23 protein-coding genes and 2 pseudogenes are annotated in these 24059 nt (G+C 75.1%); 11 read left to right on the top strand and 14 right to left on the bottom strand.

The genetic code is table 11. From position 1 onward, the window contains the following. Window positions 1-75: 75 nt before the first annotated feature. Window positions 76-1017, top strand: coding sequence for an agmatinase (gene speB, locus KPL57_RS09505; protein WP_226351282.1), 942 nt, complete (start codon window positions 76-78; stop codon window positions 1015-1017). 6 nt (window positions 1018-1023) lie between these two features. Continuing rightward, window positions 1024-2475 carry a sodium:solute symporter gene (locus tag KPL57_RS09500; protein ID WP_226351281.1) on the top strand — a complete coding sequence of 484 codons (1452 nt, stop codon included), beginning with the start codon at window positions 1024-1026 and terminating at the stop codon, window positions 2473-2475. Window positions 2476-2503: 28 nt separating this feature from the next. Here KPL57_RS09500 and KPL57_RS09495 read toward each other — a convergent pair whose 3' ends face one another. The 5 genes from KPL57_RS09495 to KPL57_RS09475 form a co-directional block, all read right to left on the bottom strand. Next, window positions 2504-3559: an ABC transporter ATP-binding protein gene (locus KPL57_RS09495; protein WP_226351280.1), complete on the bottom strand. Its 1056-nt coding sequence runs from the start codon at window positions 3557-3559 to the stop codon at window positions 2504-2506. Continuing rightward, entirely contained in the window at window positions 3547-4434 is an 888-nt protein-coding gene (locus tag KPL57_RS09490; protein WP_226351279.1) for a nitrilase-related carbon-nitrogen hydrolase, read from the bottom strand. Before KPL57_RS09490 ends, KPL57_RS09495 begins: the two co-directional genes overlap by 13 nt. A 76-nt stretch (window positions 4435-4510) precedes the next feature. After that, window positions 4511-5677 carry a hypothetical protein gene (locus KPL57_RS09485; RefSeq protein WP_226351278.1) on the bottom strand — a complete coding sequence of 389 codons (1167 nt, stop codon included), beginning with the start codon at window positions 5675-5677 and terminating at the stop codon, window positions 4511-4513. Window positions 5678-5690: 13 nt separating this feature from the next. Continuing rightward, a complete protein-coding gene (locus tag KPL57_RS09480) occupies window positions 5691-6686 on the bottom strand; it encodes an ester cyclase (RefSeq protein WP_226351277.1) in 996 nt (331 codons plus the stop codon). A 95-nt stretch (window positions 6687-6781) separates the two neighbouring features. Next, complete coding sequence (locus KPL57_RS09475) at window positions 6782-7777, bottom strand: LacI family DNA-binding transcriptional regulator (RefSeq protein WP_226351276.1); 996 nt, start codon at window positions 7775-7777, stop codon at window positions 6782-6784. 103 nt (window positions 7778-7880) lie between these two features. On the opposite strand from KPL57_RS09475, the pseudogene hisD (KPL57_RS09470) reads away from it, so the two are divergent. From hisD (KPL57_RS09470) to KPL57_RS09460, 3 genes and pseudogenes are all read left to right on the top strand, one after another. After that, window positions 7881-9007 (top strand): annotated as a pseudogene (hisD, locus tag KPL57_RS09470) (histidinol dehydrogenase); the annotation flags it as partial. A gap of 214 nt (window positions 9008-9221) precedes the next feature. Then, on the top strand, window positions 9222-9983 hold the full coding sequence (locus KPL57_RS09465; protein ID WP_226351275.1) for an SDR family NAD(P)-dependent oxidoreductase: 762 nt from the start codon (window positions 9222-9224) through the stop codon (window positions 9981-9983). Next, on the top strand, window positions 9980-10708 hold the full coding sequence (locus KPL57_RS09460) for an HpcH/HpaI aldolase/citrate lyase family protein (RefSeq protein WP_226351274.1): 729 nt from the start codon (window positions 9980-9982) through the stop codon (window positions 10706-10708). The genes KPL57_RS09465 and KPL57_RS09460 overlap by 4 nt, the downstream gene beginning before the upstream one ends. A gap of 381 nt (window positions 10709-11089) precedes the next feature. Here the strand turns inward: KPL57_RS09460 and KPL57_RS09455 are convergent. From KPL57_RS09455 to hisD (KPL57_RS09425), 7 genes and pseudogenes are all read right to left on the bottom strand, one after another. Next, a pseudogene (locus KPL57_RS09455) lies at window positions 11090-11545 on the bottom strand (alpha/beta fold hydrolase); the annotation flags it as partial. 27 nt (window positions 11546-11572) lie between these two features. After that, complete coding sequence (locus KPL57_RS09450; RefSeq protein ID WP_226351273.1) at window positions 11573-11782, bottom strand: hypothetical protein; 210 nt, start codon at window positions 11780-11782, stop codon at window positions 11573-11575. 3 nt (window positions 11783-11785) lie between these two features. Then, window positions 11786-12685 (bottom strand): carbohydrate ABC transporter permease, encoded by a 900-nt coding sequence (locus tag KPL57_RS09445; RefSeq protein WP_226351272.1) that lies wholly within the window; start codon window positions 12683-12685, stop codon window positions 11786-11788. After that, window positions 12682-13500, bottom strand: a complete 819-nt coding sequence (locus KPL57_RS09440) for a carbohydrate ABC transporter permease (protein WP_226351271.1) — start codon at window positions 13498-13500, stop codon at window positions 12682-12684. Before KPL57_RS09440 ends, KPL57_RS09445 begins: the two co-directional genes overlap by 4 nt. Before the next feature lie 87 nt (window positions 13501-13587). Further along, a complete protein-coding gene (locus tag KPL57_RS09435) occupies window positions 13588-14127 on the bottom strand; it encodes an extracellular solute-binding protein (protein ID WP_226351270.1) in 540 nt (179 codons plus the stop codon). Window positions 14128-14203: 76 nt separating this feature from the next. Continuing rightward, window positions 14204-14977: an extracellular solute-binding protein gene (locus KPL57_RS09430; RefSeq protein ID WP_226351269.1), complete on the bottom strand. Its 774-nt coding sequence runs from the start codon at window positions 14975-14977 to the stop codon at window positions 14204-14206. Between the two features lie 98 nt (window positions 14978-15075). Beyond that, a complete protein-coding gene (gene hisD, locus KPL57_RS09425) occupies window positions 15076-16524 on the bottom strand; it encodes a histidinol dehydrogenase (RefSeq protein ID WP_226351268.1) in 1449 nt (482 codons plus the stop codon). Between the two features lie 65 nt (window positions 16525-16589). Here hisD (KPL57_RS09425) and KPL57_RS09420 point away from each other — a divergent pair, with 65 nt between their 5' ends. The 5 genes from KPL57_RS09420 (at window position 16590) to KPL57_RS09400 (ending at window position 21568) form a co-directional block, all read left to right on the top strand. After that, entirely contained in the window at window positions 16590-17570 is a 981-nt protein-coding gene (locus KPL57_RS09420; RefSeq protein WP_226351267.1) for a C40 family peptidase, read from the top strand. Window positions 17571-17645: 75 nt separating this feature from the next. Further along, complete coding sequence (locus KPL57_RS09415) at window positions 17646-18845, top strand: precorrin-3B synthase (RefSeq protein WP_226351266.1); 1200 nt, start codon at window positions 17646-17648, stop codon at window positions 18843-18845. Continuing rightward, window positions 18842-19483, top strand: coding sequence for a precorrin-8X methylmutase (locus KPL57_RS09410; RefSeq protein WP_226351319.1), 642 nt, complete (start codon window positions 18842-18844; stop codon window positions 19481-19483). The genes KPL57_RS09415 and KPL57_RS09410 overlap by 4 nt, the downstream gene beginning before the upstream one ends. Window positions 19484-19497: 14 nt before the next feature. Next, the gene (locus KPL57_RS09405; protein ID WP_226351318.1) at window positions 19498-21054 is read left to right on the top strand and encodes a precorrin-2 C(20)-methyltransferase; all 1557 of its coding nucleotides are present in this window, start codon (window positions 19498-19500) and stop codon (window positions 21052-21054) included. 58 nt (window positions 21055-21112) lie between these two features. Beyond that, window positions 21113-21568, top strand: coding sequence for a GNAT family N-acetyltransferase (locus KPL57_RS09400; RefSeq protein WP_226351265.1), 456 nt, complete (start codon window positions 21113-21115; stop codon window positions 21566-21568). Here KPL57_RS09400 and KPL57_RS09395 read toward each other — a convergent pair. Continuing rightward, a complete protein-coding gene (locus KPL57_RS09395) occupies window positions 21549-22178 on the bottom strand; it encodes an HAD-IA family hydrolase (protein WP_226351264.1) in 630 nt (209 codons plus the stop codon). The genes KPL57_RS09400 and KPL57_RS09395 overlap by 20 nt on opposite strands. Window positions 22179-22234: 56 nt before the next feature. Between KPL57_RS09395 and KPL57_RS66140 the strand changes: the two genes are divergently transcribed. Further along, window positions 22235-23251 carry an alcohol dehydrogenase catalytic domain-containing protein gene (locus KPL57_RS66140; RefSeq protein ID WP_264197913.1) on the top strand — a complete coding sequence of 339 codons (1017 nt, stop codon included), beginning with the start codon at window positions 22235-22237 and terminating at the stop codon, window positions 23249-23251. Between the two features lie 128 nt (window positions 23252-23379). On the opposite strand, the gene KPL57_RS09375 is transcribed toward KPL57_RS66140, so the two are convergent. Further along, the gene (locus KPL57_RS09375) at window positions 23380-24009 is read right to left on the bottom strand and encodes a TetR family transcriptional regulator (RefSeq protein WP_226351263.1); all 630 of its coding nucleotides are present in this window, start codon (window positions 24007-24009) and stop codon (window positions 23380-23382) included. Window positions 24010-24059 lie beyond the last annotated feature (50 nt).

Genomic DNA, 24059 nt, shown 5'->3' with positions numbered 1-24059 from the left:
TTTCGTCACTTCCCCCCGCGCGCCCGGTGCCCGACCGTGGGCGCACCCGAGACCGCCGCCCCGAGGAGGCCCACCGTGACCGTCGGCCCGGTCGACGCCAGCGTCGTCCCCCGTTTCGCCGGACCCACCACGTTCGCCCGGCTCCCCCGACTCGACGAGGTGGAGCATGCCGACGTCGCGGTGCTGGGGCTCCCGTTCGACGCCGGGGTGTCCTACCGGCCCGGCGCCCGGTTCGGCCCGGCGCACGTGCGGGCGGCGTCGAAGCTGCTGCGGCCCTACCACCCGCCGCTGGGCGTCTCCCCGTTCGCCGCCCAGCAGGTGGCCGACGCCGGTGACCTCGGCATCAACCCGTTCTCGATCGACGAGGCGATCGCCACCGTCGAACAGGCCGCGGACCGGCTGCGCGCCGGTGGCACCACGCTGCTCGCGCTCGGCGGGGACCACACCGTGGCGCTGCCGCTGCTGCGGTCGGTGGCCCGCACCCACGGGCCGGTCGGCGTCGTGCACTTCGACGCCCACCTCGACACCTGGGACACCTACTTCGGCGCCGACATCACCCACGGCACCCCGTTCCGCAACGCCGCGCAGGAGGGGTTGCTCGACCCGCGGCGCTGCGTGCACGTCGGCATCCGCGGCCCGCTCTACAGCGAGCAGGACCTCGCCGACGACGAGGTCCTCGGCTTCCAGGTGATCGGCACCGACGACTTCCAGACCGACGGGGTGCCCGCCGTCGTCGAGCGGATGCGGCGCCGGCTGGGCACCGGGCCGGTGTACGTGTCGGTCGACATCGACGTGCTCGACCCCGCGCACGCCCCCGGCACCGGCACCCCGGAGGCCGGCGGGCTGACCAGCCGTGAGCTGCTGCACTGCCTGCGCGGGCTGGTGGGGGTCGACGTCGTCGGCGCCGACGTCGTCGAGGTCTCCCCCGCCTACGACCACGCGGAGATCACCGGGATCGCCGCCGCCCACGTCGCCTACGAGCTGGTGTCCGTGCTCGCCGCCAACCGGAAGGGCTGATCCGCCATGGACGTCGCCGTCGTCGTGCTCTACCTCGCCGCCATGATCGCCTTCGGGTTCTGGGGGCGCCGCCGCACCACCGACCGCACCGACTTCCTCGTGGCCGGGCGCCGGCTCGGGCCGTGGCTCTACTCCGGGACGATGGCCGCGGTCGTCCTCGGCGGCGCCTCCACGATCGGCGGAGTCGGGCTCGGCTACCAGTACGGGCTGTCCGGGATGTGGCTGGTCGTCGCGATCGGCTGCGGGATCCTGGTGCTGTCGCTGGCGTTCTCCGGGCGGATCCAGCGGCTCGGGGTGTTCACCGTCGGGCAGATGCTGGAGCTGCGCTACGGCACCGGGCTCGGCGCCCCGTCCGGGATCGTCATGTGGGCCTACACGCTGATGCTGGCCGTCACCTCGACGATCGCCTACGCGACCATCTTCGGGGTGCTGCTGGACCTGCCGCGGGTGCCGTCGATCCTGATCGGCGGTGCGGTGGTCGTCGTGTACTCCACGCTGGGCGGCATGTGGTCGGTGACGCTCACCGACTTCGTCCAGTTCCTGATCAAGACCGTCGGGATCTTCCTGGTGCTGCTGCCGGTCGCGCTGTGGCGGGCGGGCGGCTGGGACGGGCTGGTCGCCGCGGTCCCGGCCGACGCGCTGTCGCTCACCTCGATCGGCGGCGGCACGATCCTCACCTACTTCGTGACCTACGGCTTCGGGCTGCTGATCGGCCAGGACATCTGGCAGCGGGTGTTCACCGCCCGCTCCCCCGGGGTGGCGCGCTGGGCCGGGTTCGGCGCCGGGCTGTACTGCCTGGCCTACGGCGTGGTCGGCGCGCTGATCGGCACCGCCGCGCAGGTCGTCGTGCCCGGCCTGGACTCGCGCGACGACGCGTTCGCCGCGATCGTCGAGGCCGCGATGCCGCCGGTGCTGGCGGGGCTGGTGCTCGCCGCCGCGCTCTCGGCGGTCATGTCGACCTCCAGCGGCGCGCTGCTGGCGACGGCGACGGTGTTCGACCAGGACCTGCTCGGCGCGCTGCGCCGCCGGCGGGGCGCGGCCGCGGGGGCCACGGGGACCGAGGACCCGGCGCACGACGAGCTGTCCGGGAACCGCTGGGCGGTGGCCGCGTTCGGCGTCGTCATGGTCGGGATCGCCTGCCTGCTGCGCGACGTCGTCGCCGCCCTCACCCTGGCCTACGGGATCCTGGTCGGCGGGCTGCTCGTGCCGGTGCTGGGCGGGCTGCTGTGGCGGCGCGCCACCCGGGCCGGGGCGCTCGCCGCGATGGGCACCGGGACGGTGGTCACCCTCGCGACGATGCTCGCGCTGGGCGACCTCTACGCCAACGAGCCGGTGTTCGCCGGGCTCGGGACGGGCCTGGTCGCCTTCGTCGTGGTGTCGCTCGCGACCCGCCCGGTCGAGGCCGACGTGCGGGCCGGGTGGGACGCGCGGGTGGGCGCCGCCGCGGGCCGGGACTGAGCGGCGGCCGGCGGGCCCACCCGCACGGTCAGCCGAGACGGGCGCCGTCCGCGGCGAACAGGTGGGTGCGCGCCGGGTCCGGCGCGAGGTGCACCCCGGTGCCCCGCGCCGGAGGGCGGCGGCCGTCCACCCGGGCGACCATCGGGTGCTCGACGCCGTCGACGCGGGCGCGGCCGTAGACGTAGGCGTCCGCGCCGAGCTCCTCCACGAGGTCGATCTCCAGCGGGATCCCGTCCTCGGCCACGCGCAGGTCCTCCGGGCGGACGCCCACGGTGACCGTGTCCCCCGCCCCGCGCGGCACCGCGACGTCGACGCCGCCCAGCCGGACCCCGTCGGGGGTCACCGGCAGGCTCAGCAGGTTCATCGCCGGCGAGCCGATGAACCCGGCGACGAACGCGTTGGCCGGCCGGGCGTACAGCTCGCCGGGGGCGGCGCACTGCTGCAGCAGACCGTCCTTGAGCACGGCCACCCGGTCGCCCATCGTCATCGCCTCGACCTGGTCGTGGGTGACGTAGACGGTGGTGACCCCCAGCCGTCGCTGCAGCGACGCGATCTGGGTGCGGGTCTGCACGCGCAGCTTCGCGTCGAGGTTGGACAGCGGCTCGTCCATCAGGAACACCTGCGGCTGGCGGACGATCGCGCGGCCCATCGCGACGCGCTGACGCTGCCCGCCCGAGAGCGCCTTGGGCTTGCGGTCCAGGTAGGCCTCCAGGTCGAGGATGCGGGCGGCCTCGGCGACCCGGTGGGCGATCTCGGCCCTGGCGGTGCCCGCCATCCGCAGCGCGAAGCCCATGTTCTCGGCGACCGACATGTGCGGGTAGAGGGCGTAGTTCTGGAACACCATGGCGATGTCGCGTTCCTTGGGCGCGACGCCGGTGACATCGCGATCGCCGAGCCGGATGTGGCCGCCGTCGACGTCCTCCAGCCCGGCGAGCATCCGCAGCGAGGTGGTCTTGCCGCAGCCCGAGGGCCCGACCAGGACGAGGAACTCGCCGTCGGCGATCTCGAGGTCGAGGGCGTCGACGGCGGCCCGGGGCGAGCCCGGGTAGCGCCGTGTCACCGCGTCGTAGGTCACGCCGGCCATGGTGGTGGTCCTTCCGGTGGGGGGTCGGGCTCGCGGTACAGGTCGGGTCTGCGGTCGCGCAGGACGTGGTTGTGCGGGGTGAGGTGCTTGTCGCGGGCGGCGGCCGGGTCGACGGCGGCGAGCAGCACGCCGGGCTCCCCCGGCGGCGGGCCGCCGGGACCGGCGAGCAGGTTCCCGTCGGCGTCGGCGATCACCGGCGCCTCGAACCAGGCGACCCCGCGCTCGGTGCCGCAGCGGTCCGCGGCGACCACGTGCACCCGGTACGCCCCGGCGACGGCGCGGACCTTGGCGACCTCCAGCGGGTCCTGCCCGTCGGGGGTCGGGCGCCACGGCCAGTTCACCGGCGCGGCGACGATCTCGGCGCCGTCCTGCGCGGCCCGGCGCACCCACTCGGGGAACTCCAGGTCGTAGCAGACCATCGGGGCGATCCGGCCGGCCGCGGTCGCGACCACCGGGGGTGCGGCGTCACCGGGGGTGAACAGCGTGTGCTCGCGGTCCCACAGGTGGACCTTGCGGTAGACCGCGCGCCGCAGCCCGTCCTCGACGACGACGGCGCTGTTGTAGACCCGGCCGTCGGCGCCGAGCTCGGCGAACCCGGCCACGACGACGCAGCGCAGCTCCGCCGACAGGGCCGCGAACCGGGCGACGGTGGGCCCGTCGGCCGGTTCGGCGGCGGCCCGCGCCTCGGCGGCGTCGGCGAAGGCGTACCCGCAGACGGCGAGCTCGGGCAGGACGACCAGCCGGGCGCCGCCGGCGACCGCCGCGCGCACCGCGCGCTCGGCGATCGCCGGGTCCGGGGCGTCGATCCGCGCCGGGATCCGGCACGCCGCCACCGTCACCCGGCCGTCGGTGGGCGCCACCGGTGCGGGGGCCACGGGCCCCGCCGCCGATGCGGGCGGGCCCGCCGCCGGCCCCGCCTCCGTGGGGTCCGTCGCCGACATCCCGGCCGCCTCAGTCGTCCTCGGCCGCGAACGCCAGCACCGCGGCCGGTGCGAGGTAGCCGTCGGCGTCGAGTACCCGGCCCCGGTCACGGGCACCGGCCACGACCTCGCGCGCCCACTCGTGCCGGACCCGGCCGTCGCCGCCGGTGACCACCAGCAGCTCCGCGGTGCCGGGGGTGGCGGTCCGGCCGCCCTCGGCGTCGAGCGCCGTCACCGAGCGCCAGGCGCCGGGCGGCACCGACAGGGTGTCCCGCGGGCCGAGCTCGACGGTGCGCGCGTCGGCGCCGGTGTTGAGGGTGACCGCCCAGTGCCCGGCCTTCACCGTCAGCACCTGGGTCGCGTCGTGCCGGTGGGTGAGCACGCCGTCGCCGGGCAGGGCCCGCAGCCACGCCAGCGCGAACCCGTGCGGGTCGAGCAGCCGCGGTACGGCGGCCCGGCTCTCCACACTGCCCCAGCCGATGACCGGGGCGAGCTCGGCGCCGCCGCCGGGCAGCCGCGAGCACAGGTAGGGCTCGGCGACCCACGGCCGGTCGGCGGCGTGCACCACGCGGCCACGGAACTGCTCGCGGGTGTAGACGTCGAGCCGGTCGATCTCGGCCTGCTCCATCGGCCGGATCAGCGCGACGTCGTCGGGCAGCGCGTCCCCGGCGACGGTGTCGACGAGCCGGTTGTCCGCGGTGAGGTGCAGGCCGTGACCGGCTGCCTCGGCCAGGACCGTGGGGCCCCAGATGATGCCGCCGGTGTCGTCGCGGCCCAGGACGGTGAGCAGGATGCCGTCGTCGTCGCCGACGTTGGTGAAGCCGCGGAAGATCCACGGCGGGACCGAGACGACGTCGCCGTCGACGCTGCGGTAGGTGCCCTGGGTGCCGTCCGGGCCCCAGCGCAGCTCGTAGTCGCCGTCGAAGTTGATGAAGACCTCGGCGGTGAAGTGCAGGTGCAGGCTGTTCGTGGTGCCGTGCGGCATGCCCGCCGCACCGAGGTTGAAGCCGTGCGGCTCGCGCAGGTTGACGTGCTGGGACGCGTTCTGCGTGACCCCGGGGCCGATGAAGGAGTAGTTGTCCTTGCGGTCCGAGCCCGGGGTGCGGCAGTCGATGAACGCGGCCTTGCACGGGACCCAGTCCGCGTGCCGGACGGTGCGGCGGGCGAGCTCGCCCGCGCTGACCACCGTGTCGTGCATGTCGGTGCTCCGGTCAGTAGATGTTGGTGTCGGTGAACGCCTCGGTCCGGCCGGCGTCGATCTGCGCACGCAGCGCGATCTCGTCGAAGACCCGGACCTCCTTGACGATGCGGCCGCCCTGGACCAGGAACTGCGAGACGCCGAGCAGCTCCACCTCGCCGCCGGTGAGCGGACCGAACACCGGCGTCCCGCGGTAGGTCCCGCGCATCACCCAGGTCACCGCGATCCGCAGGCCCGCGTAGCGCTCGGCGTGGTTGGTCTGGACGTCGCGGACCTCGAACCGGGCGTCCGGGAACGGCGCGACGAGCGCGAGCAGGTCGCGCTGGTAGCCGTCCGGGCGCACGACGGTCTGGTCCCCGACGGTGTGCAGGAACAGGTCACGGTGCATGTAGTCGGTGACCTTCTGGTAGCGCCGGGAGTTCCAGACCTCCTCGAGGAACTCCAGCACCATCTCGCACTCGGGCCGGAAGTCGTCCGGCCGCGGGCCGCTGTCGCCGACCGCGAGCACGTCCTTCGGCGGCTGCTCGGTCATCGAGCCCTGGTAGCCGCGGAACCGCAGCTCCCGGGCGGCCTCGGCGGGGTCGATGCCCCGCTGCAGGCAGTCGGCGAGCTCGTCGCGCACCACCCACTCCTCCACCATCCGCCCGCGGCGGTAGAGACAGTTGGCGATGGTGCGCTTGCGGATCCGCTTCACGACGCCGTCGACGAGGATCTCGTCGGCGGAGAAGACCAGGTGCGAGCTGAGGAACGCATCGTCGCCGCGGGCCTCCCACACCACGTCCTCCGCCTGCCCGACGTGCTGCGGGGTGCCCGCGATGCGCATCAGGCTGCCCTCGATCACCCCGTCGCGGCCGACCACGGTGCCGAGCCCGCCGTGGACGATCGAGTCCGGCTCGTAGTTGTCGACGATGTAGGACACGTCCCGCTGGACCCAGATCCGGTCGGTCACCTCCCGGATGAAGTCGTCCGGGTCGTTGTAGGGCTCATACGCGACCGGGTCGAGCGCCATGGTCGTCCTTCCTCGTCGGGATCCGTGCCACGACTGTATGCGTATGCACATCTGCCGGGCAAGTGCCGCGCGGGGATTTCCGGCGACCGGACCGGCTACACCCGGGGAGCGGCCACGGTCGCGCGGGCGACGTAGTGCGTCGGGTACACGACGTGCCGCGGCTCGGCCGTGGGGTCGGTCAGCCGCGCGACGACCAGGCGGGCGGACTCCCGGGCGACCTCGTCGAGGTCGTAGGCGACGGCGCTGAGACGGACCATGACCCAGCGCGAGGTCGGCAGATCGTCGAAGCCGACCACCGAGGTGTGACCGGGCACCGGGACGCCGGCCTCGGCGGCGGCGTCGAGCACCCCGAGCGCGACGACGTCGTTGCCGCACAGCAGCAGGGTCGGTCCGCCGGCCCGCTCGTACAGGGTGCGGAACCCCTCCCGGCCGGTGGCGAAGTCGAACGGGCCGTGCAGCACGTCGCGCTGGGCGAGCGTCAGGCCGTGCTCGTCGAGCACCGTGCGCACGACCTGCTCGCGCACCTCACCGGTGCTGGTGTTGCGCGGCCCGAAGATCGCCCCGATCCGGGTGTGACCCAGCCGGACGGCCTCGTCGAGCACCTCGCGCACACCCTGCTCGGGGTCGACGGTCACCGCGTCGGCGGCCACGCTGGGTGCGGTCCGGTTCAGGTAGACGAACGGCACGCCGCGGTCGCGCAGCCGGGCGGGCTGGATGGAGTCCACCGTCGTCGTGGACAGCACCACCCCGGCCAGGCCGTGCGCGGCGACCCGCTCGGGCAGCGGGGCGGTCCCGGCCGACTCGGTGATCAGCACGAGCTCGTGGCCGAGCCCCTCCAGCTCGTGGTGCAGCGGGCCGATCATGTTCGCGTAGAACTGGTTCTCCAGGTCGGCGACGACCAGCCCGATCCGGTTCGAGCGACCCACCGACAGCGCCCGCCCGATCGCGTTGGTCGAGTAGCCCAGGGCCAGGGCCGCCTCGCGGACCTTGCGCTTGGTCGCCTCCGACACCCGGGGGTGGTCGGTGAGCGCGCGCGACACCGTCGGCTGCGAGACCCCGGCGAGCCTCGCCACGTCGCGACTGGTGACCATGTCCGCCCTTCCCCCGACCGGCCGTCGAGCCTAGTGCTCCGCCGGACACACCCTTGACAGCGGCGCGTCGCCGCCGTTCACTGCTGAGCCGTAGCGCATACGTATGCTACCAAGAGAGGGCGGTATGGCGCAGGAACTGAAGAGTGCGACGGGGACGGCCCCGCGCCGCAGCGACGCGGGCGTCGCCGAGCGGGTCCGGGCGATCGTGGACGACGTGCGTACGCGCGGCGACGCGGCGGTGCGGGAGTACGCGGACCGGTTCGACGGCCGCGCCCCGGAGCGCCTGACCCCCGAGCGGGTCGACGAGCTGGTCGCGTCGCTGCCGCGGCAGGTGGTCGACGACATCCGGTTCGTGCAGGACCAGGTCCGCAACTTCGCGCGGGTCCAGCGGGAGTCCCTGCACGACGTCGAGGTCGAGACCCTGCCGGGTGTGGTCCTCGGGCACCGGCACGTTCCGGTCGGCTCGGCGGGTGCGTACGTGCCGGGCGGGCGGTACCCGCTGACGGCGTCGGCGCACATGACGATCGTGACCGCGAAGGCCGCGGGCGTGCCGCACGTGGTCGCCTGCACGCCCCCGATCCGCGGCGAGGTCCCGGCGGCGACGGTCGCGGCGATGCACCTGGCCGGCGCGGACGAGATCCACGTCCTGGGCGGGGTCCAGGCGGTCGCGGCGATGGCGCTGGGCACCGACTCGGTCTCCCCGGTCGACATGCTGGCCGGACCGGGCAACGCCTACGTCGCCGAGGCCAAGCGGCAGCTGTTCGGCGAGGTCGGCATCGACCTGTTCGCCGGGCCCACCGAGATCCTGGTCGTCGCCGACGACACCGCCGACCCGCTCACCGTCGCCGTCGACCTGCTGTCGCAGGCCGAGCACGGCCCGGACTCCCCCGCCGTGCTCGTCACCACCTCCGCCGCACTGGGACGGGCGGTGCTCGACCTGGTCGACCGGCTGCTGCCGGGGCTGCCCACGAACGACCTGGCCGGGCCCGCGTGGCGCGACCACGGCCGGATCGTGGTCTGCGACGACGCCGACGAGATGTGGCGCGTCGCCGACGACCTCGCCGCCGAGCACGTCCAGGTGTTCACCGCCCGTCCGCGCGAGGCCCTGGACCGGATGCGCAACTACGGGGCGCTGTTCCTGGGGAGAACACCTGCGTCTCCTACGGCGACAAGGTGATCGGCACCAACCACGTGCTGCCCACCCTGGGCGCGGCCCGCTACACCGGCGGGCTGTGGGTCGGGAAGTACCTCAAGACCTGCACCTACCAGGAGGTGCGCGACCCCGCGGCGAGCGCGGAGCTGGGCCGGTGTGCGGGCGGGCGGCGCGGGTGGAGCTGTTCGAGGGGCACGCCCGCTCCGGGGACCTGCGGGCCTGGCGGCACGGCGGCGACCGGTTCGGCTGGCTGGACGCGGTCGCCCCGGCCGGGAGCACGGTGGCGGGGTCGTGAACGCGGCGGTCACGGGGCGCACCGCGCTGGTGACCGGCGGCGGCAGCGGGCTGGGTGCGGCGATCGCGTCGCACCTGGCCCGCGCCGGCGCCCGGGTCGTGCTCGCCGGACGGCGCGCCGACGCCCTCGCCGCGACCGCGGCCCGGATCGGGCCCGCCGCCCGGGCCGAGACGTGCGACGTCGCCGACCCGGACTCCGTCGCGGACCTGGCGGACCGGCTCACCGACGAGGAGGTCTCGATCGTCGTCAACAACGCCGGGATCGCCGGTCCGGTCGCCCCGCTGGTCGAGGTGAGCCCGCAGGAGTGGGACGAGGTGTTCGCGGTCAACGTGCGCGGCACCTACCTGGTGTGCCGGGCGTTCCTGCCGCCGATGCTGGAGCGCGGCGACGGCGACGTGGTCAACGTGGCCTCGGTGTCGGGGAAGCGGCCGCTCGCCCGGCGCACGCCGTACTGCGCGTCGAAGACCGCGGTGCTGGGGCTGACCTCGACGCTCGCGTTCGAGGCCGGCCCGGCCGGGGTCCGGGTCAACGCCCTGTCGCCCGGCCCGGTCGAGGGTGACCGGATGGACCGGAACTTCGCCCTCGAGGCGCGGCGGACCGGCACCGACGTCGCCGCGGCGCGCGCGGCGTTCGTCGGGCGGGCCGCGCTCGGCCGCATGATCACCGCCGACGAGGTGGGCGCGGCCGTCGTCGCGATGCTCGCCATGCCGGGGCTGTCGGGCGCCGACGTCGACCTGTCGGCCGGGATGATCGCGTGAGGGCGCGGGTCGCCGCCGGGGAGCGGCTCGCCGGGGCCCTGGTGCGGATGCCGTGCGAGGAGATCGTGGAGATGCTCGCCGTCGCCGGTCTGGACTTCGTCCTGATCGACTGCGAGCACGGCCCGGCCGACGTGTCGTCGCTGCGCACCCACATCGCGTTCGCCGACGCGCACGGGCTCCCGGTGCTGGTCCGGCCCGGGGAGGGCGAGCACCACCTGGCCCAGCGCGCGCTCGACCAGGGCGCCCGCGGGATCGTCGCCCCGCACGTGGAGGACGCGGAGGGGGCCGCGGCGCTGGTGCGGGCGCTGCGGTACCCACCGCACGGGACCCGCGGGTTCGCGACGTACCCGCGGTCGGGCCGGTTCGGCGAGGTCACCGCGGCGCAGCACCGGGCGGCGGCGCAGGACGTCCTGGTCGTGGCGATGCTCGAGTCACCCGGCGCCCTCGCCCGGGCCGGGGAGATCGTCGGGGTGGACGGGATCGACGGCTGGCTCGTCGGCGTCGCGGACCTGGGCGCGTCCCGCACCGACACCGACCCGCCCGTTGCGGAGCTGCTGGAGGCGGTGCGCGCCGACCCGGCGCTCCGCGGCGCCGCGCGGGCCGACCTCGCGGGTTCGGCGGACGCGGCCGCGGCGTCGTTCGACGGTGGGGCGCAGCTGGTGGTCTACAACCTGACCGCGGTGATGATGGCGTCGTTCCGGGAGCTGGCCGCGGCAACGGGCTGAGCGTCGCCGCCGGCAGGGCCGGCTCCGACCATGATCGCCGCGAGTGAGGGTTCCGGTGCCGTCCGTGGCACCGGAACCCTCACTCGTGCTGATCGTGCGACCGGCCCGATCGGCGCCGGGCCCGCGGACGGGTGCGGCGGTCCGGCGCACAACACCCCGGAGCCAGGGCTCGGCGCGTCCCCCTGTCCCGGGCGCGTCGGCTCCCTCACGTGCCGACGCCCGCGCGGTGATCCGCGGTACGCGCGCAGAGCCGGTCGTCGCGCGCGTCCCGACACGCGCGAACAGCCGATCACCGCGCGAGCGGCGGATCACCACGCGGGCGGCGGATCAGCACGCGCACGCGGGATCACCGCGCGGGCTCCGGATCACACACGCGAGCGATCAGCGGGCGGAGCGCCCGTGCACCTCGGACAGCCACTCCCCCAGCAATGCCGCCACCGTGTCCTGGGCCTCGACCGGGAGCAGGTGACCGACGCCCGGCAGCACGTGCAGCCGGGCGTCCGGCACCAGCTCGGCGATCTCGGTGTGCCGCTCGACCGGGCACAGCCGGTCCTGCCCACCGGCCAGCACCAGGGTCGGCACCGCGACGGCGGGCAGGGCCGGGCGCTCGTCGACGCGGGTGCCCTGCAGCCGCAGCTGGGCCGCGAGGCGCCGCTCCCCCGTCTCGTCGGCCATCCGCAGGGCGGTGGCATCGAGCGACCGGTCGTGCAGCAGCAGCTCCAGCGGCTGCAGGGCCCGGGCGGGGGCGCCGTCGTCGAGCCGGGTGAGCGCCGCGTCCCAGCCGGCGCGCTGTTCGGGGGTCGGCGGCCGGGCGTTGGTCGCCATCAGGCACAGCCCGGCGACCCGCTCCGGGGCCCCGCCGGGTCAGTGCCATCGCGACGATCCCGCCCAGGCTGAGCCCGCCGAGGGCGACCGGGCGGGCAGCCCGTCGAGCAACGCCTCGACCTGCTCGTCGAGGGTCGGCCGGTCGAGGACCGGGTGCAGCGCCCCGGCCCCCGCCGGGCCCCACAGCCGGGCCGAGCAGTTCATCCCCGGCAGCAGGACCAGCGGCGGGGACGACGGGACGCCGGGCACCGCTCAGCCCTTGACCGAGCCCGCGCCCAGACCGGCGACGAGGTAGCGCTGGGCGACGAAGGCGAACCCGATCACCGGCAGCGTCAGCAGGATCGCGGCGGCGCCCGCCTGCTGGAGCATCGGCAGGGTCTGCCCGAGCTGGGTGGCGATGAACACCGGGACGGTGCGGGCGACGACGTCGGTGAGCACGTTCGCCGTCAGGTACTCCTGGAACGCGAACAGGAACATGAAGATCCCCGCGGTCAGGATCCCGGGGCCCATCAGCGGCACCATGACCCGCCAGAGGATCTGGAAGCGGCTGCAGCCGTCGAGCATGGCGGCCTCGTCGAGCTCCTTGGGGATCTCGGCGAAGAAGTTGCGCAGCAGCCAGATCGAGAACGGCTGGTTGATCGCCACGAGCGCGGCGGCGACGGCGAAGGTCGTGTCGTAGATCCCCAGCGAGCGCGACAGCTCGTACATCGGCAGCACGACCGCGAAGCGGGGCAGCGCACGGAAGATCAGCGCCGTGATGAGCAGGGCCACCGACACCCAGCCCGGGTAGCGCGACAGCGCGTAGGCGGCGGGGATGCCGATGAGCAGCGCGATCACCGTGCTGATCAGCGCGACGACCAGGGTGTTGAGCAGGTACCGGTAGAACTCGGTGGTCTGCCACAGGTCGACGAACGCGGTGAACGTCGGGGTCCAGGTGAACACCGGCGGGTCGAGGAAGGCGACGTCGGTGGGCTTGGTGACCGACATGGCCGTCCACAGCACCGGGCTCAGCATCACCCAGCAGACCACCAGCAGCAGGCCGCCGACCAGCACGCTCCTCCCCCGCGGGCGGCGGCGGGCCCGGGCGGGGCCGGCACCGTCGGACGGGCCGGGGGCGGTGGTGGCCGGCGGGGTGGTCTGCACGCTGGTCACTGGCGGGCCTCCTTGGCCATGTCCCGGATGAACGGGGAGAGCAGCAGCACGATCAGGACGATGAGCAGCACGTTGATCGCGCTGCCGAGCCCCAGCTGCTGGCCGCCGTCCTGGAAGGCGATGTTGTAGATGTAGAGCATGATCGACTCGTTGCCGATCTGCGGTGCCTGCGGCGAGAGCGGGACGAGCTGGTCGAACGTCCGCAGCACGTCCATGATCGAGATGATCGAGACGAAGGTGAGGACGCCCCGGATGCTCGGCACGATCACGTGCCAGTGCACCCGCCAGCCGGTCGCTCCGTCGATCCGGGCGGCCTCGACGATCTCCCCCGGCACGCCCTGCAGCCCGGCGAGGATCACCAGCATGGCGAACGGCAGCATGAACCAGACCGTGTCGAGCCCGATCATGACCCGGTTCGCCCACGGCTCGGTGAACCAAAGGATCTCGGCCCCGGTGAGTTCGGTGATCAGGTAGTCGACGACGCCGCCGAAGTTGGAGTCGAACAGCCAGGAGAACATCGTGGCGCCGACGACGTTGGGCACGACGTAGGAGACCAGCAGCACGCCGAGGACCCAGGGGCGGGACCGGCCGAGCCCGTTGACCAGGACGGCGAGCAGGTAGCCCCCGACCAGCAGGACGGCGACGACCGCGACGGTCAGGCCGACGGTGAACAGCACGGCCCGCCCGAGCCGGGGGTCGGACAGGGCCTGGGCGTAGTTGTCCAGGCCGAGGAAGGTGCCGGGTTCGCCGTAGTTGACCCGCTGCAGGCTCCACTCCACCGTCTTGTAGAGCGGGAACAGCAGCAGGCCGAGCATCACCAGCAGGCTCGGGGAGACCAGCCCAGGAACTCGCGCCTGCGCATGATCGCCTCACCTCGCTCTCGTGGGTGGTGGGAAGGGGGGTCAGCGCCGGTACTCGGCGACGATCGCGGTCGCGATCTCCTGCATCTGCCGCTGACCGTCGGGGATCGTCGTCCGGCCGGCCAGCACGTCGGCGACGACCGGGCGGGTCTCGTTGCTGATCCGGGAGGTCCACGGGGACGGCTCCGGCGGCGGGGCCTTCCCCAGCGCGGTCAGCTGCGCCGGCGCGAACGGGCTGCTCGCCGGCGTCACGCTGCCCTCGCGGGCCGGGAAGGCCGCCGGCACCGCGGCCCGCGACGCCTCCTCGCCCACCGAGGCGGCGACCAGCCGGAACAGCAGGTCCTTGTCCACCTCGGTGTTCTCCGGGATGACCCAGCCGTCCACCGACAGGGCGTTGTAGAGGACGTCCCCGCCGGCGACCGACGGCGGCGGGGCGAACGCGAAGTCGGTCGCGAACCGGCTGTTGGCGGGGTCGGTGAGATCCAACATGCGGCCGCTGAACATGATCGCGATCGCGGCCGAGCCGTTGTACATCTGCTGCTGCACCGCGGGCTGGGCGAACGTCGTCACCTGCGGGTCCATGAACGGCAGCAGCGACCGCAGCTCGGTGAAGGCTCATCGACTGTTGACAAAGTATCCGGTACTAGCTCATACTGCTTTAGATGCGTATAGCGCGAGCTGCCGAGTACATGGGCATGTCGGTGGTGGGTGTTCGGAAGGCTGCCCGAGAGGGTCGGCTGCCGTGTCGAGTTTCAGCCTGCGCGGCCTGTGGGGTGTCGAAGTTCGGGCGGCCGGTGTCGCGGTCGACGTAGTCGGTGCCCAGCGAGCCCAGCGCCGCGTCGTAGGCGGTCGCGACGTCCGAGCTCGCCAGCAGCGGCAGGGCCAGCGGGTAGCGGATCCCGCCCTCGCGCTGGATGCGGTCGGCGGCCGGGCGCAGCTCGGCGAAGGTCCGCGGCGGGGCGATGCCGAGGCGGTCGAACACGTCGCGGCGGTAGGCCATGACGAAGGTCTGGGCCTGCATCGGGATGCCGTAGAGCTTCCCGTCGTAGGACAGCGCCTCGCGCATCTCGGGGTTGAGCCGGTCCAGACCGAGCTCCGCGCCGTAGCGGGCCATCAGGTCGTCGAGCGGGTGCAGCTTGCCGGTCGAGGCCTGCTGCGGGACGACGAACCCGTAGGTCTCGAGGATGTCGTAGGTGCCGTAGCGCCCGGCCAGGGTGGCCGTCGTCTTCTGCGACTGGCCCGCGTAGTCGACCGGCTCATGGTGCAGGGTCACCCCGTCCTTGGAGCAGCTGCGCACCATCGAGTTGGTGAACGGGTCGATGGCCGAGGAGTTGTAGGCCAGGACGTTGACGTCCACCGACGACGGTGGCGGCGGGAAGTCACACGGGACGAGCGTGGCGGTGGCGGCGGGGTCCGCGACCCGGCGCCGCACCCCGCGAGCAGCAGGACGACGGCGAGCCCCACCGCGACCACCGGCAGGCGGGCGCCGCGGCCGGCGACCGCGCCCCGTGTATACATACGCATGCGCGTTCAGCTCCTGAGCGCGTCGAGTCGGATGCGGGCGCTGTCCCGGTGTCCGACGAGCTGCTCGAAGTCGGACACGGTCACGGTCGGCTCGGCCTGGGCCCGGGTCGCCTCGCGCGTGGCCCGCTGGTAGGTCAGCTGTTTGAGGAAGCCGGCCACCGACAGCCCGCCGGTGTAGCGCGCGCCCCGGGTCGTCGGCAGCACGTGGTTGGTGCCGGACATGCCCTTGTCGGCGTAGGCCACCGTCGAGTGCGGGCCGAGGAACAGCGAGCCGTAGTTGTGTAGCCGCCCCAGCCACCAGTCGAGGTCCTCGGCGATCACCTCGAGGTGCTCGGGAGCGAGGGTGTCCATGACCCGGGCGACGGTCTCGCGGTCGGGCGCCAGGTAGACCGTGCCGTGGTCGCGCCAGGCCGCGCCGGCGATCTCCGCGGTGGCCAGGCCCGCGAGCTGCTTCTCGATCTCCCGCGGGACCTCCTCGGCCAGCCGCTCGGAGGTGGTGGCCAGCGACGCGGGCGAGGTCGGCCCGTGCTCGGCCTGGGCCAGCAGGTCCGCGGCGACGGTCGCGGCGTCGGCGGTGTCGTCGGCGATCACCGCGACCTCCGACGGCCCGGCCAGCACGTCGATGCCCACCTGCCCGTAGAGCTGGCGCTTGGCCTCGGCGACGTAGGCGTTGCCGGCGCCGACGATCATGTCCGAGGGCGTCCCGTCGAGCAGCCCGAACGCCATGGCGGCGAGTGCCTGCACACCGCCGACGGCGTACACCGCGTCGGCACCGCTGATGTGCGCCGCGTAGAGCACGGCCGGGTGCGGGCGCCCGTCGCGCGAGGGCGGGGTCGCCGCGACGATGTTCGGCACGCCCGCCACCCCGGCCACCCCGACCGTCATGAACGCGCCGGCCAGCAGCGGGAACCGGCCCGCCGGGAGGTAGGCGCCGACGTTCCCGACCGGGATCAGACGCTGACCGCACACCACCCCGGGCAGGACCTCGGCCTCGAAGTCCTGCAGCCGGTCCCGCTGCATCCGCGCGAACCGGCGGGTCCGGTCCGCGCCCGCCTCGAGCGCCTCGCGCAGGCCCGCGGGCAGCTCGTCCCCGGCACGAGCCAGCTCGGCGGGGGCCGACGAGCAGGTCGGTGCCGGTGAACCCGTCGAGCTCCCGGGCGTAGCGCAGCACCGCGTCCATCCCGCCGGCGGAGATGGTGCGCAGCATCTCCGAGACGGTGGCGACCACGGCCGGGTCGCGCAGGTCCGCGCTGTCGACGACGGCAGGCGCCTTCGCCACGGTGACGGGCGACCCGATGCGCCGCAGGTCCGCTTCAGTGAGATGCATACGCATACACTAAGAGCAGCGGGGGGACCTGACAAGAGGCTGACGGCGTTCGGGCCGCGCGTTTCACCTCCCGGTACCCGGCGACGACCTGCGAGGCGGGTCGTGAACGGCGGGCGGGGCCACCCCACTCGTCGTGGTGACCCGGCGGTGTGGGTGCTTGCCCCGACGCCTCCCGCCGCCGAGAGTCCCGGCCGTGCCCCGTGTCCTGTCCGTCCTGTTCGCCGCGGTGCTCGGTTGTGCCGCCCTGCCCGCGGCCGCCGTCCCCGCGGCCGCCGAAGGACCGGGGCGGACGTTCGTCGCCGTGTCGGTCGCGACGGTGTGGACCTCACCGGACAGTCCGCGCCCGCGGGACCGGGCCGCCGTCGCCACCCCGGCCGACCCGGCCGGGTGGCTGGGGTCGATGAGCAGCGCGGACCGCCGCGAGCTCACCACCGCCTCGCGCACCCAGACCCAGGTGCTGCTCGGCGCCCCGGTGACCGTGACCGCGCGTCGCGACGGCTGGGCGCAGGTCGTCGTGCCCGGCCAGCCGTCGGGCAAGGACCACCGTGGCTACCCCGGCTGGGTCCCCGAGGCCCAGCTCGTCGACGACCCCGCGTTCGGCGCGCTCGCCGCGGGGGCGCCCGCCGGCACCGTCGACGGCGTCGCGACGACCTGGCTGTACCGCGACGCGGCCCGCACCGAGCGGCTGCGCGAGGTCAGCGTCGGTACCCGGCTGCCGGTCGTCGACGAGGCGGGCGATGCGGTCCGGGTCGCGCTGCCCGGCGGCGACCAGGCATGGACGGCGGCGGAGACCCTCCGGCCGGGGGCGCCGCCCTCTCCGACCGGGGAGGGGCTGGTCGCGACAGCGCGGCTGTTCCTGGACCGTCCGTACCTCTGGGGCGGGCGCTCCGGGTTCGGTCCGGACTGCTCGGGCCTGACCGGGCTGGCCTACGCGCTGCACGGGATCACCGTCGGGCGCGGCGCCTCCGACCAGTCCCGCGGTGGACGGCCGGTCGGCGACCCCGCCGACCTGCGGCCCGGTGACCTGCTGTTCTGGAACTCCCCCGCGACGCACGTCGCGATGTACGCCGGCGGCGGCACGATGATCGAGGCGTTCGATGCGGCCACCCCGGTCCGGGTCACCCCGGTGCGGTTCGACGCGACGTACTCCGGGGCCCGCCGGTACCTGCCGTGATCTGAACACCTGACGAGGTGTGACCGCCGCCCCGGCAGGTCCCTTCGGCGGTCTCGGATGCCTACAGTGTCCGGCGTGCCGTCGCCGACCACCCGTACCCGCACCGACGCCTGTCCCGGCGTCGTCTCGCCGCACGCGGCCGCGGACGGGGCGCTGGCGCGGATCCGGCTGCCGGGCGGGACGGTCACCGCGGCGGCGCTGCGGGCGGTCGCGGCCCTTGCCCGCGAGGCCGGGGACGGCGCCGTCCACCTGACCTCGCGCGGGAACCTGCAGCTGCGCGGCCTCGACCCGGCCGCCCCGCGCCCGGTGGAGCGGCTGACCGTGGCCGGGCTGCTGCCGTCGACCACCCACGAGCGGGTCCGCAACGTGCTGGCCTCCCCGCTCTCGGGGCTCGCCGGGGGTCTTGCCGACGTCCGGGGTCTGGCCACCGCGCTCGACCGCGGCCTGTGCGCGCGCCCCGCGCTGTCGGCGCTGCCCGGCCGGTTCCTGTTCGCCCTCGACGACGGCCGCGGCGACGTCGCCGCCGAGCGTGCCGACCTGTGCTGGCGGGCACGGGGCCCCGAGTCGGGCGAGCTCCTCGTGGCGGGCGTCCCGACCGGCCGGTGCTGCTCCCCCGCCGAGGCGCCCGCGCTGCTGCTCGACGCGGCCGCGGCGTTCCTCGACCTGCGGGCCGAGCACGCCGCCGACCCGTCCGCGCGGGCCTGGCGCGCCGCGGAGCTGCCCGGCGCCGCGACCGGGGTGGCGGCCCGGCTGCGCGGACACCGGTCGGTGTCCTCCCCCGGTCCGGGGCTCGACGACAGCACGCCCGGGGGTCCCGGCCCGGTGCTCGTCGGAGCGCTGGGTGGCGGTGCGCTGGGGGTCGCGCCGGTGCTCGGGGAGCTGTCGGCCGGGCAGCTGGACCTTTTGGCCGAGTCGGCCCCGCAGCTGCTGGTCACCCCGTGGCGCACCCTGGTCCTGCCCACCCCCGCACCCGGTGCCGCAGCCCGGCTGGCGGCGGCGGGGCTCGTCGTCGACCCCGGCCACCCGGCAGTGCGGGTCAGTGCCTGCGCGGGCGCTCCGGGATGCGCGAAGTCCCTGGCCGACGTCCGCGCGCACGCGCTCGTGCTGATCGCGCGGGGCGGGCCGCGGGCGGGCGCGGGGCCCGACGCGGTGCACGTCGTCGGCTGTGGCCGGCGCTGCGGCGCCCCGCACACGGCGCACCGCGACGCGGTCGCCACCGGGCGCGACACCTACGTCATCGACGGACGCACGATCACGACCGAGGAGCTCCGCTGAGCGGGTACGACTACATCACCGACGGCAACGAGATCTACCGCCGCTCGTTCGCGACGATCCGCGAGGAGACCGATCTCTCCGGGCTCCCGCCCGGTGTCGACGACATCGCCGTCCGCATGATCCACGCCTGCGGCCAGGTCGACCTCGTCGACGACATCGCCGCCTCCGACGGCGTCGTCGCGGCCGCCCGCTCCGCGCTGCGGGCCGGTGCCCCGATCCTGTGCGACGCGATGATGGTCGCCTCCGGGGTGACCGCCGCCCGGCTCCCCGCGGACAACGAGGTGCTCTGCCTGCTGCGCGACGCCCGGGTCCCCGACCACGCGCGCCGGATCGGCAACACCCGGTCCGCGGCCGCGCTGGAGCTGCTCGCCGACCGCTTCGAGGGCGCGGTGGTCGCGATCGGGAACGCCCCGACCGCGTTGTTCCACGTGCTGGACCTCATCGACCGGGGCGACGCACCCCGCCCGGCCGCGATCATCGGCATCCCGGTCGGGTTCATCGGTGCCGCCGAGTCCAAGGTGGCTCTGTCCGAGCGGACCGACCTGGAGCACCTCGTCGTCCACGGCCGTCGTGGCGGGTCGGCGATCACCGCGGCGGCGCTGAACGCGCTGGCCCACGAACAGGAGATCATCGCGTGAACGCGCAGCACGGCGTGACGGGCACCCTCTACGGCGTCGGCCTCGGTCCGGGCGACCCCGAGCTGACCACGATCAAGGCCGCCCGGCTCGTCCGCGACGCCGACGTCATCGCCTACCACTCCGCGCGGCACGGCCGCTCCATCGCGCGGCGGATCGCCGAGCCGCACCTGTCGGGGACCGCGATCGAGGAGGCACTGGTCTACCCGGTCACCACCGAGGCCACCGACCACCCCGGCGGCTACCAGGGCGCGATCGACGCGTTCTACGCCGAGGCCGCCGCCCGGCTCGCCGCGCACCTGGACGCGGGCCGCGACGTCGTGCTGCTCGCCGAGGGCGACCCGCTGTTCTACGGCTCCTACATGCACATGCACAAGCGCCTGGCGGGGCGCTATCCCACCGAGGTCGTGCCGGGCGTCACCTCGATCAGCGGTGCGGCCGCGGCGATCGGGCAGCCGCTGGTGGAGCGCGACGAGGTGCTCACCGTGCTCCCGGGCACGCTGCCCCGTGAGGAGCTGGCCCGGCGGCTCGCGGGGACCGACTCGGCGGCGGTGATGAAGCTCGGGCGCACCTTCACCGCGGTCCGCGGGGCGATGGCCGACGCCGGCGTGCTCGACCGGGCCCGCTACGTCGAGCGGGCGACGATGGAGGGGCAGCGGACCGGGGCACTGTCCGACGTGGACCCCTCGGACGTGCCCTACTTCGCGATCACCCTGGTGCCCGGCGAGGTCGCCGCATCGGTGCCCGAGGAGGCCGTCGCGTCCGTCGCGGAGCGCGGGGGCGCGGCGGCCGAGGAGCGGTCGGTGCGCGGGCCGGGTGAGGTCGTCGTCGTCGGGACCGGGCCCGCCGGGCGGGACTGGCTGACCCCGCAGGTCGCCCGCGCGCTGTCCGAGGCGGACGACCTCGTCGGCTACGGCCCCTACCTGGACCGGGTGCCGCCGAACCCGCGTCAGACCCGGCACGCCTCGGACAACAGGGTCGAGTCCGAGCGGGCGGCGCACGCGCTGGACCTCGCCGCCTCGGGCCGGCGGGTCGCCGTCGTCTCCGCCGGGGACCCGGGGGTGTTCGCGATGGCGACCGCGGTGCTGGAGGTGGCCGCGGAGCCGAAGTACCACGACGTCCCGGTCCGGGTGCTGCCCGGCATGTCCGCGGCGCAGGCCGTGGCGGCTGCCGTCGGCGCCCCGCTGGGGCACGACCACGCCCTGATCTCGCTGTCGGACCGGCTCAAGCCGTGGGACGTCGTCGCGGACCGGCTGCGTGCCGTGGCCGCGGCCGACCTGGCGATCGCGATCTACAACCCGCGCTCGAAGGCCCGGCCGTGGCAGGTCGGGGCGGCCCGCGACGTACTGCTGGAGCACCGCGCCCCGGACACGCCGGTGGTGCTGGGCCGCGACGTCGGCGGCGCCGGGCAGCGGGTCGTCGTCACCACGCTGGGCGAGCTGGACCCGGAGCAGGTGGACATGCGGACCCTGGTGGTCGTCGGCTCGTCGACGACCCGGGCGGTCGAGCGCGGCGGCACGACCGTCGTGTTCACCCCCCGGCACTACGGCCCCGGCGGCACGACGACCGACTGATCACATCGGCTCGTTGACGACATCCTGACGGATGCCGGTTCCGCGCTAGCGTCACGCCGTGCAACTGCGGGTGTGGCGATTCGGGCCCGACGACTGGGAGCAGGCCCGCGTGGCCCGCCTCGCGTCGGTGCGGGACGGGTTCGGTGAGGACAGCGACTTCTACCGCGAGCAGGCCGCCCTCGAACCGGCCGCCTGGCGGGTGGTCCTGACCGAGCACGTCCGCTTCGCCGCCTTCGACGGCGACCGCCCGGTCGGCACCGCGTGCTGGCGGGCCGGTGACGACGGCGACGGCCTGCTGTACGGCATGTGGGTGCACCCCGACCTGCGCAGCACCGAGGTGGCCGACGCGCTGGTCGACGCGGTCACCGCCGTCGCTCGCGAGAACGGGTCGCGCACGCTGTCGCTGAAGGTGGAGCCGGACAACGCCCGCGCGATCGCGTTCTACCTCCGGACCGGGTTCGTCGCCGACGGCGTGCCCGGTCCGGGGCTGACCGTCATGAGCCGCCCGGTCTGACCGCGTCCGCGAGCCCCAGCAGGGCCGTGAGCTCGGCCAGCCCGGAGAGTCGCAGGTCCCCGTCGAGTCCCCGCAGCGCCGCGGTCGCCGCGCCGGCGGCCCGGCCCGCGTCGAGCCCGGCCTGCGCGTCCTCGACGACGAGGCAGGTGGCCGGGTCCACCCCGAGCTCGGCCGCCGCGGCGCGGTAGCCCTCCGGGTCCGGCTTGCCGTGCCGCACGTCGTCGCGGGCAACGAGCACCGGTGCGACGATCCCGGCGGCGCCGAGGCGGGCCTCGGCGAGCCGCCGGTCCGCGCTGGTCACGACGGCCCACGGGATCCGCGCCGCGTCGAGGGCGGCGAGCAGCGCGTGCGCGCCGGGCAGCGCGACGACGTCGTCGAGGTCGTCGTACTGCAGCTCGAGCTGGCGGGCCGCGGCCGCGTCGAGCGCGGCACCGGTGAGGTCCGGGCGCAGCAGCCGGATCGTGCCGTCGCTCGGCACCCCGTGCGCGACGCGGACCAGGTCGGCCTCGGCGACGCCGTACTCGCGGGCCCAGGCGGCCCAGGACCGGGCGACCGCCTCGTCGGACTCCACCAGGGTGCCGTCCATGTCGAACAGGATCGCGGCGTACACCGCACCACCTCTTTCCCTCGGACGGCGAGCATATCGAGCCTGGAAGGATCCCCTCCATGCGAGCAGTACGGATCACCGCGTTCGGTGCGCCACCCGAGGTCGTCGACCTGCCGGACCCCACGCCGCCCGCGGGCGGGGTGGTCGTGCGGGTGGAGGCGACCGGGTTGTGTGCCAGCGACCGCTTCGCCTGGGCCGGGCACGACGGCGACGTGACGCTCCCCCACGTCCCCGGCCACGAGCTGGTCGGGCGCGTGGTCGCGACCGGCACCGGGGTCACCCGGTTCCGGGCCGGTGACCGGGTCACGGCGCCGTTCGTCTGCGGCTGCGGTGTGTGCCCGGACTGCCGGGCGGGCCGCGCACAGGTCTGCCCGCACCAGCAGCAGCCCGGCTTCACCCACGACGGCTCCTTCGCCGAGCTCGTCGCGCTGCACCATGCCGACCACAACCTGGTGCCGGTCCCCGACGACGCCGACGCCGCCGGGGCCGCGCTGCTCGGCTGCCGGGTCGCCACCGCGCACCGGGCGCTGGTCGGGCGCGGCGGGCTGGTCGCCGGGGAGCGGGTCCTCGTGCTCGGCGCGGGCGGGGTCGGCCTGGCCGCGGTGCTGATCGCGGCGGCGCTGGGCGCCGAGTCGATCGTCGCGGACCCCTCGCCCGCGGCCCGGGCCCGGGCGGTCGAGCTGGGCGCGGTGGCGGCGGTGGACACCGCCCTCGGCCCGGACGCGGTCCGCGAGGCCGTCGGCGACGGCGGCGCCCGCCTCGCGGTGGAGGCCGCGGGCCGGGCGGACGCCCTGGACCTCGGCGTCCGGTCGCTGCGCCGGCAGGGGACGCTGGTGCAGGTCGGCCTGCTCGCCCGGGAGCCGGTGGTGCCGGTGCCGCTGATGATCGCGCACGAGCTCACCGTCACCGGCAGCCACGGCATGGCCGCCGCGGACTACCCGGAGCTGATGGCGCTCGTCGCCGAGGGCCGACTCGACCCGGGCCTGCTGGTGACCCGGCGGACCGGGCTGGAGGCGCTCGCCGGGGCGCTGGCCGCGGCCCCGGAACCGGGCGGGATCCTCGTCGGCCTGCCCTGAGTCCCGGCCTGTTCCGGGGCCCGGTCCGCCCCGGGTACGGCGTGCCCACGTTCCGGCCTCCCCCGGGTTCCGGCAGCCCCCGGGTTCCGGATGCCCCGACGGACGACGCGCGACCGATGGGCCGGCCGCTACCCCCGATCCGGGCCGGGCACCTCGTCCGGGGACCGCCGCGGCGCGGCGAGGCGCCGGGCGGCCTCCACGACGAAGGCACGGCGCGCGGCCCGCTCGGCCGGGTCACCGGGCTCGGCACCGGTCACCATCGAGGCGAGCTGGGGCACCGTGTGCCACCAGGCGGCCAGCGCGATCAGCGCGAACACCAGATGGGCCGGGTCGAGGCCGTCGTCGATCGTCCCGGCGCGCTGCGCGGCCGCGAACCGCTCGACCTTCTCCCGGTAGTGCCGGCTGCGCCCCGGGCGCCCGGCGACGTGTCCGGTGGCGTCCAGCCCCTCCCACTGCAGCAGCCGGGCGAGCACCGGGTGGTCGGCGTGGTGGTCGAACGTGGCCCCGGCGAACTCGCCGACGTCGTCGAGGCCGGTCCCGGTCGCGCGGACGCCGGCGGCGAGCAGCTCGAGCTGCTCGGCCAGCACGAGGTCCCAGAGTGCCTGCTTGTCGCCGAAGTAGCTGTAGAGGCGCTCCTTGTTGATCCCGGCCCGGGCGGCGATGCGGCTCATCTTCGTGCCCTCGCGGCCGCGCTCGGCGAACTCGGCGGTGGCCGCGTCCTTCAGCCGGCGTCGCGTCCCCTCGGTGTCCCAGGCCATGGCCGCACGGTAGCGAAGGGGCGTACGCTCATCTCCAACGCCATCGTTGG

It is taken from the genome of Pseudonocardia sp. ICBG601, from assembly GCF_020496245.1.
The sequence above is the reverse complement of the archived record's forward strand: the minus strand, read 5'-3'. Positions and strand labels throughout refer to the sequence as shown.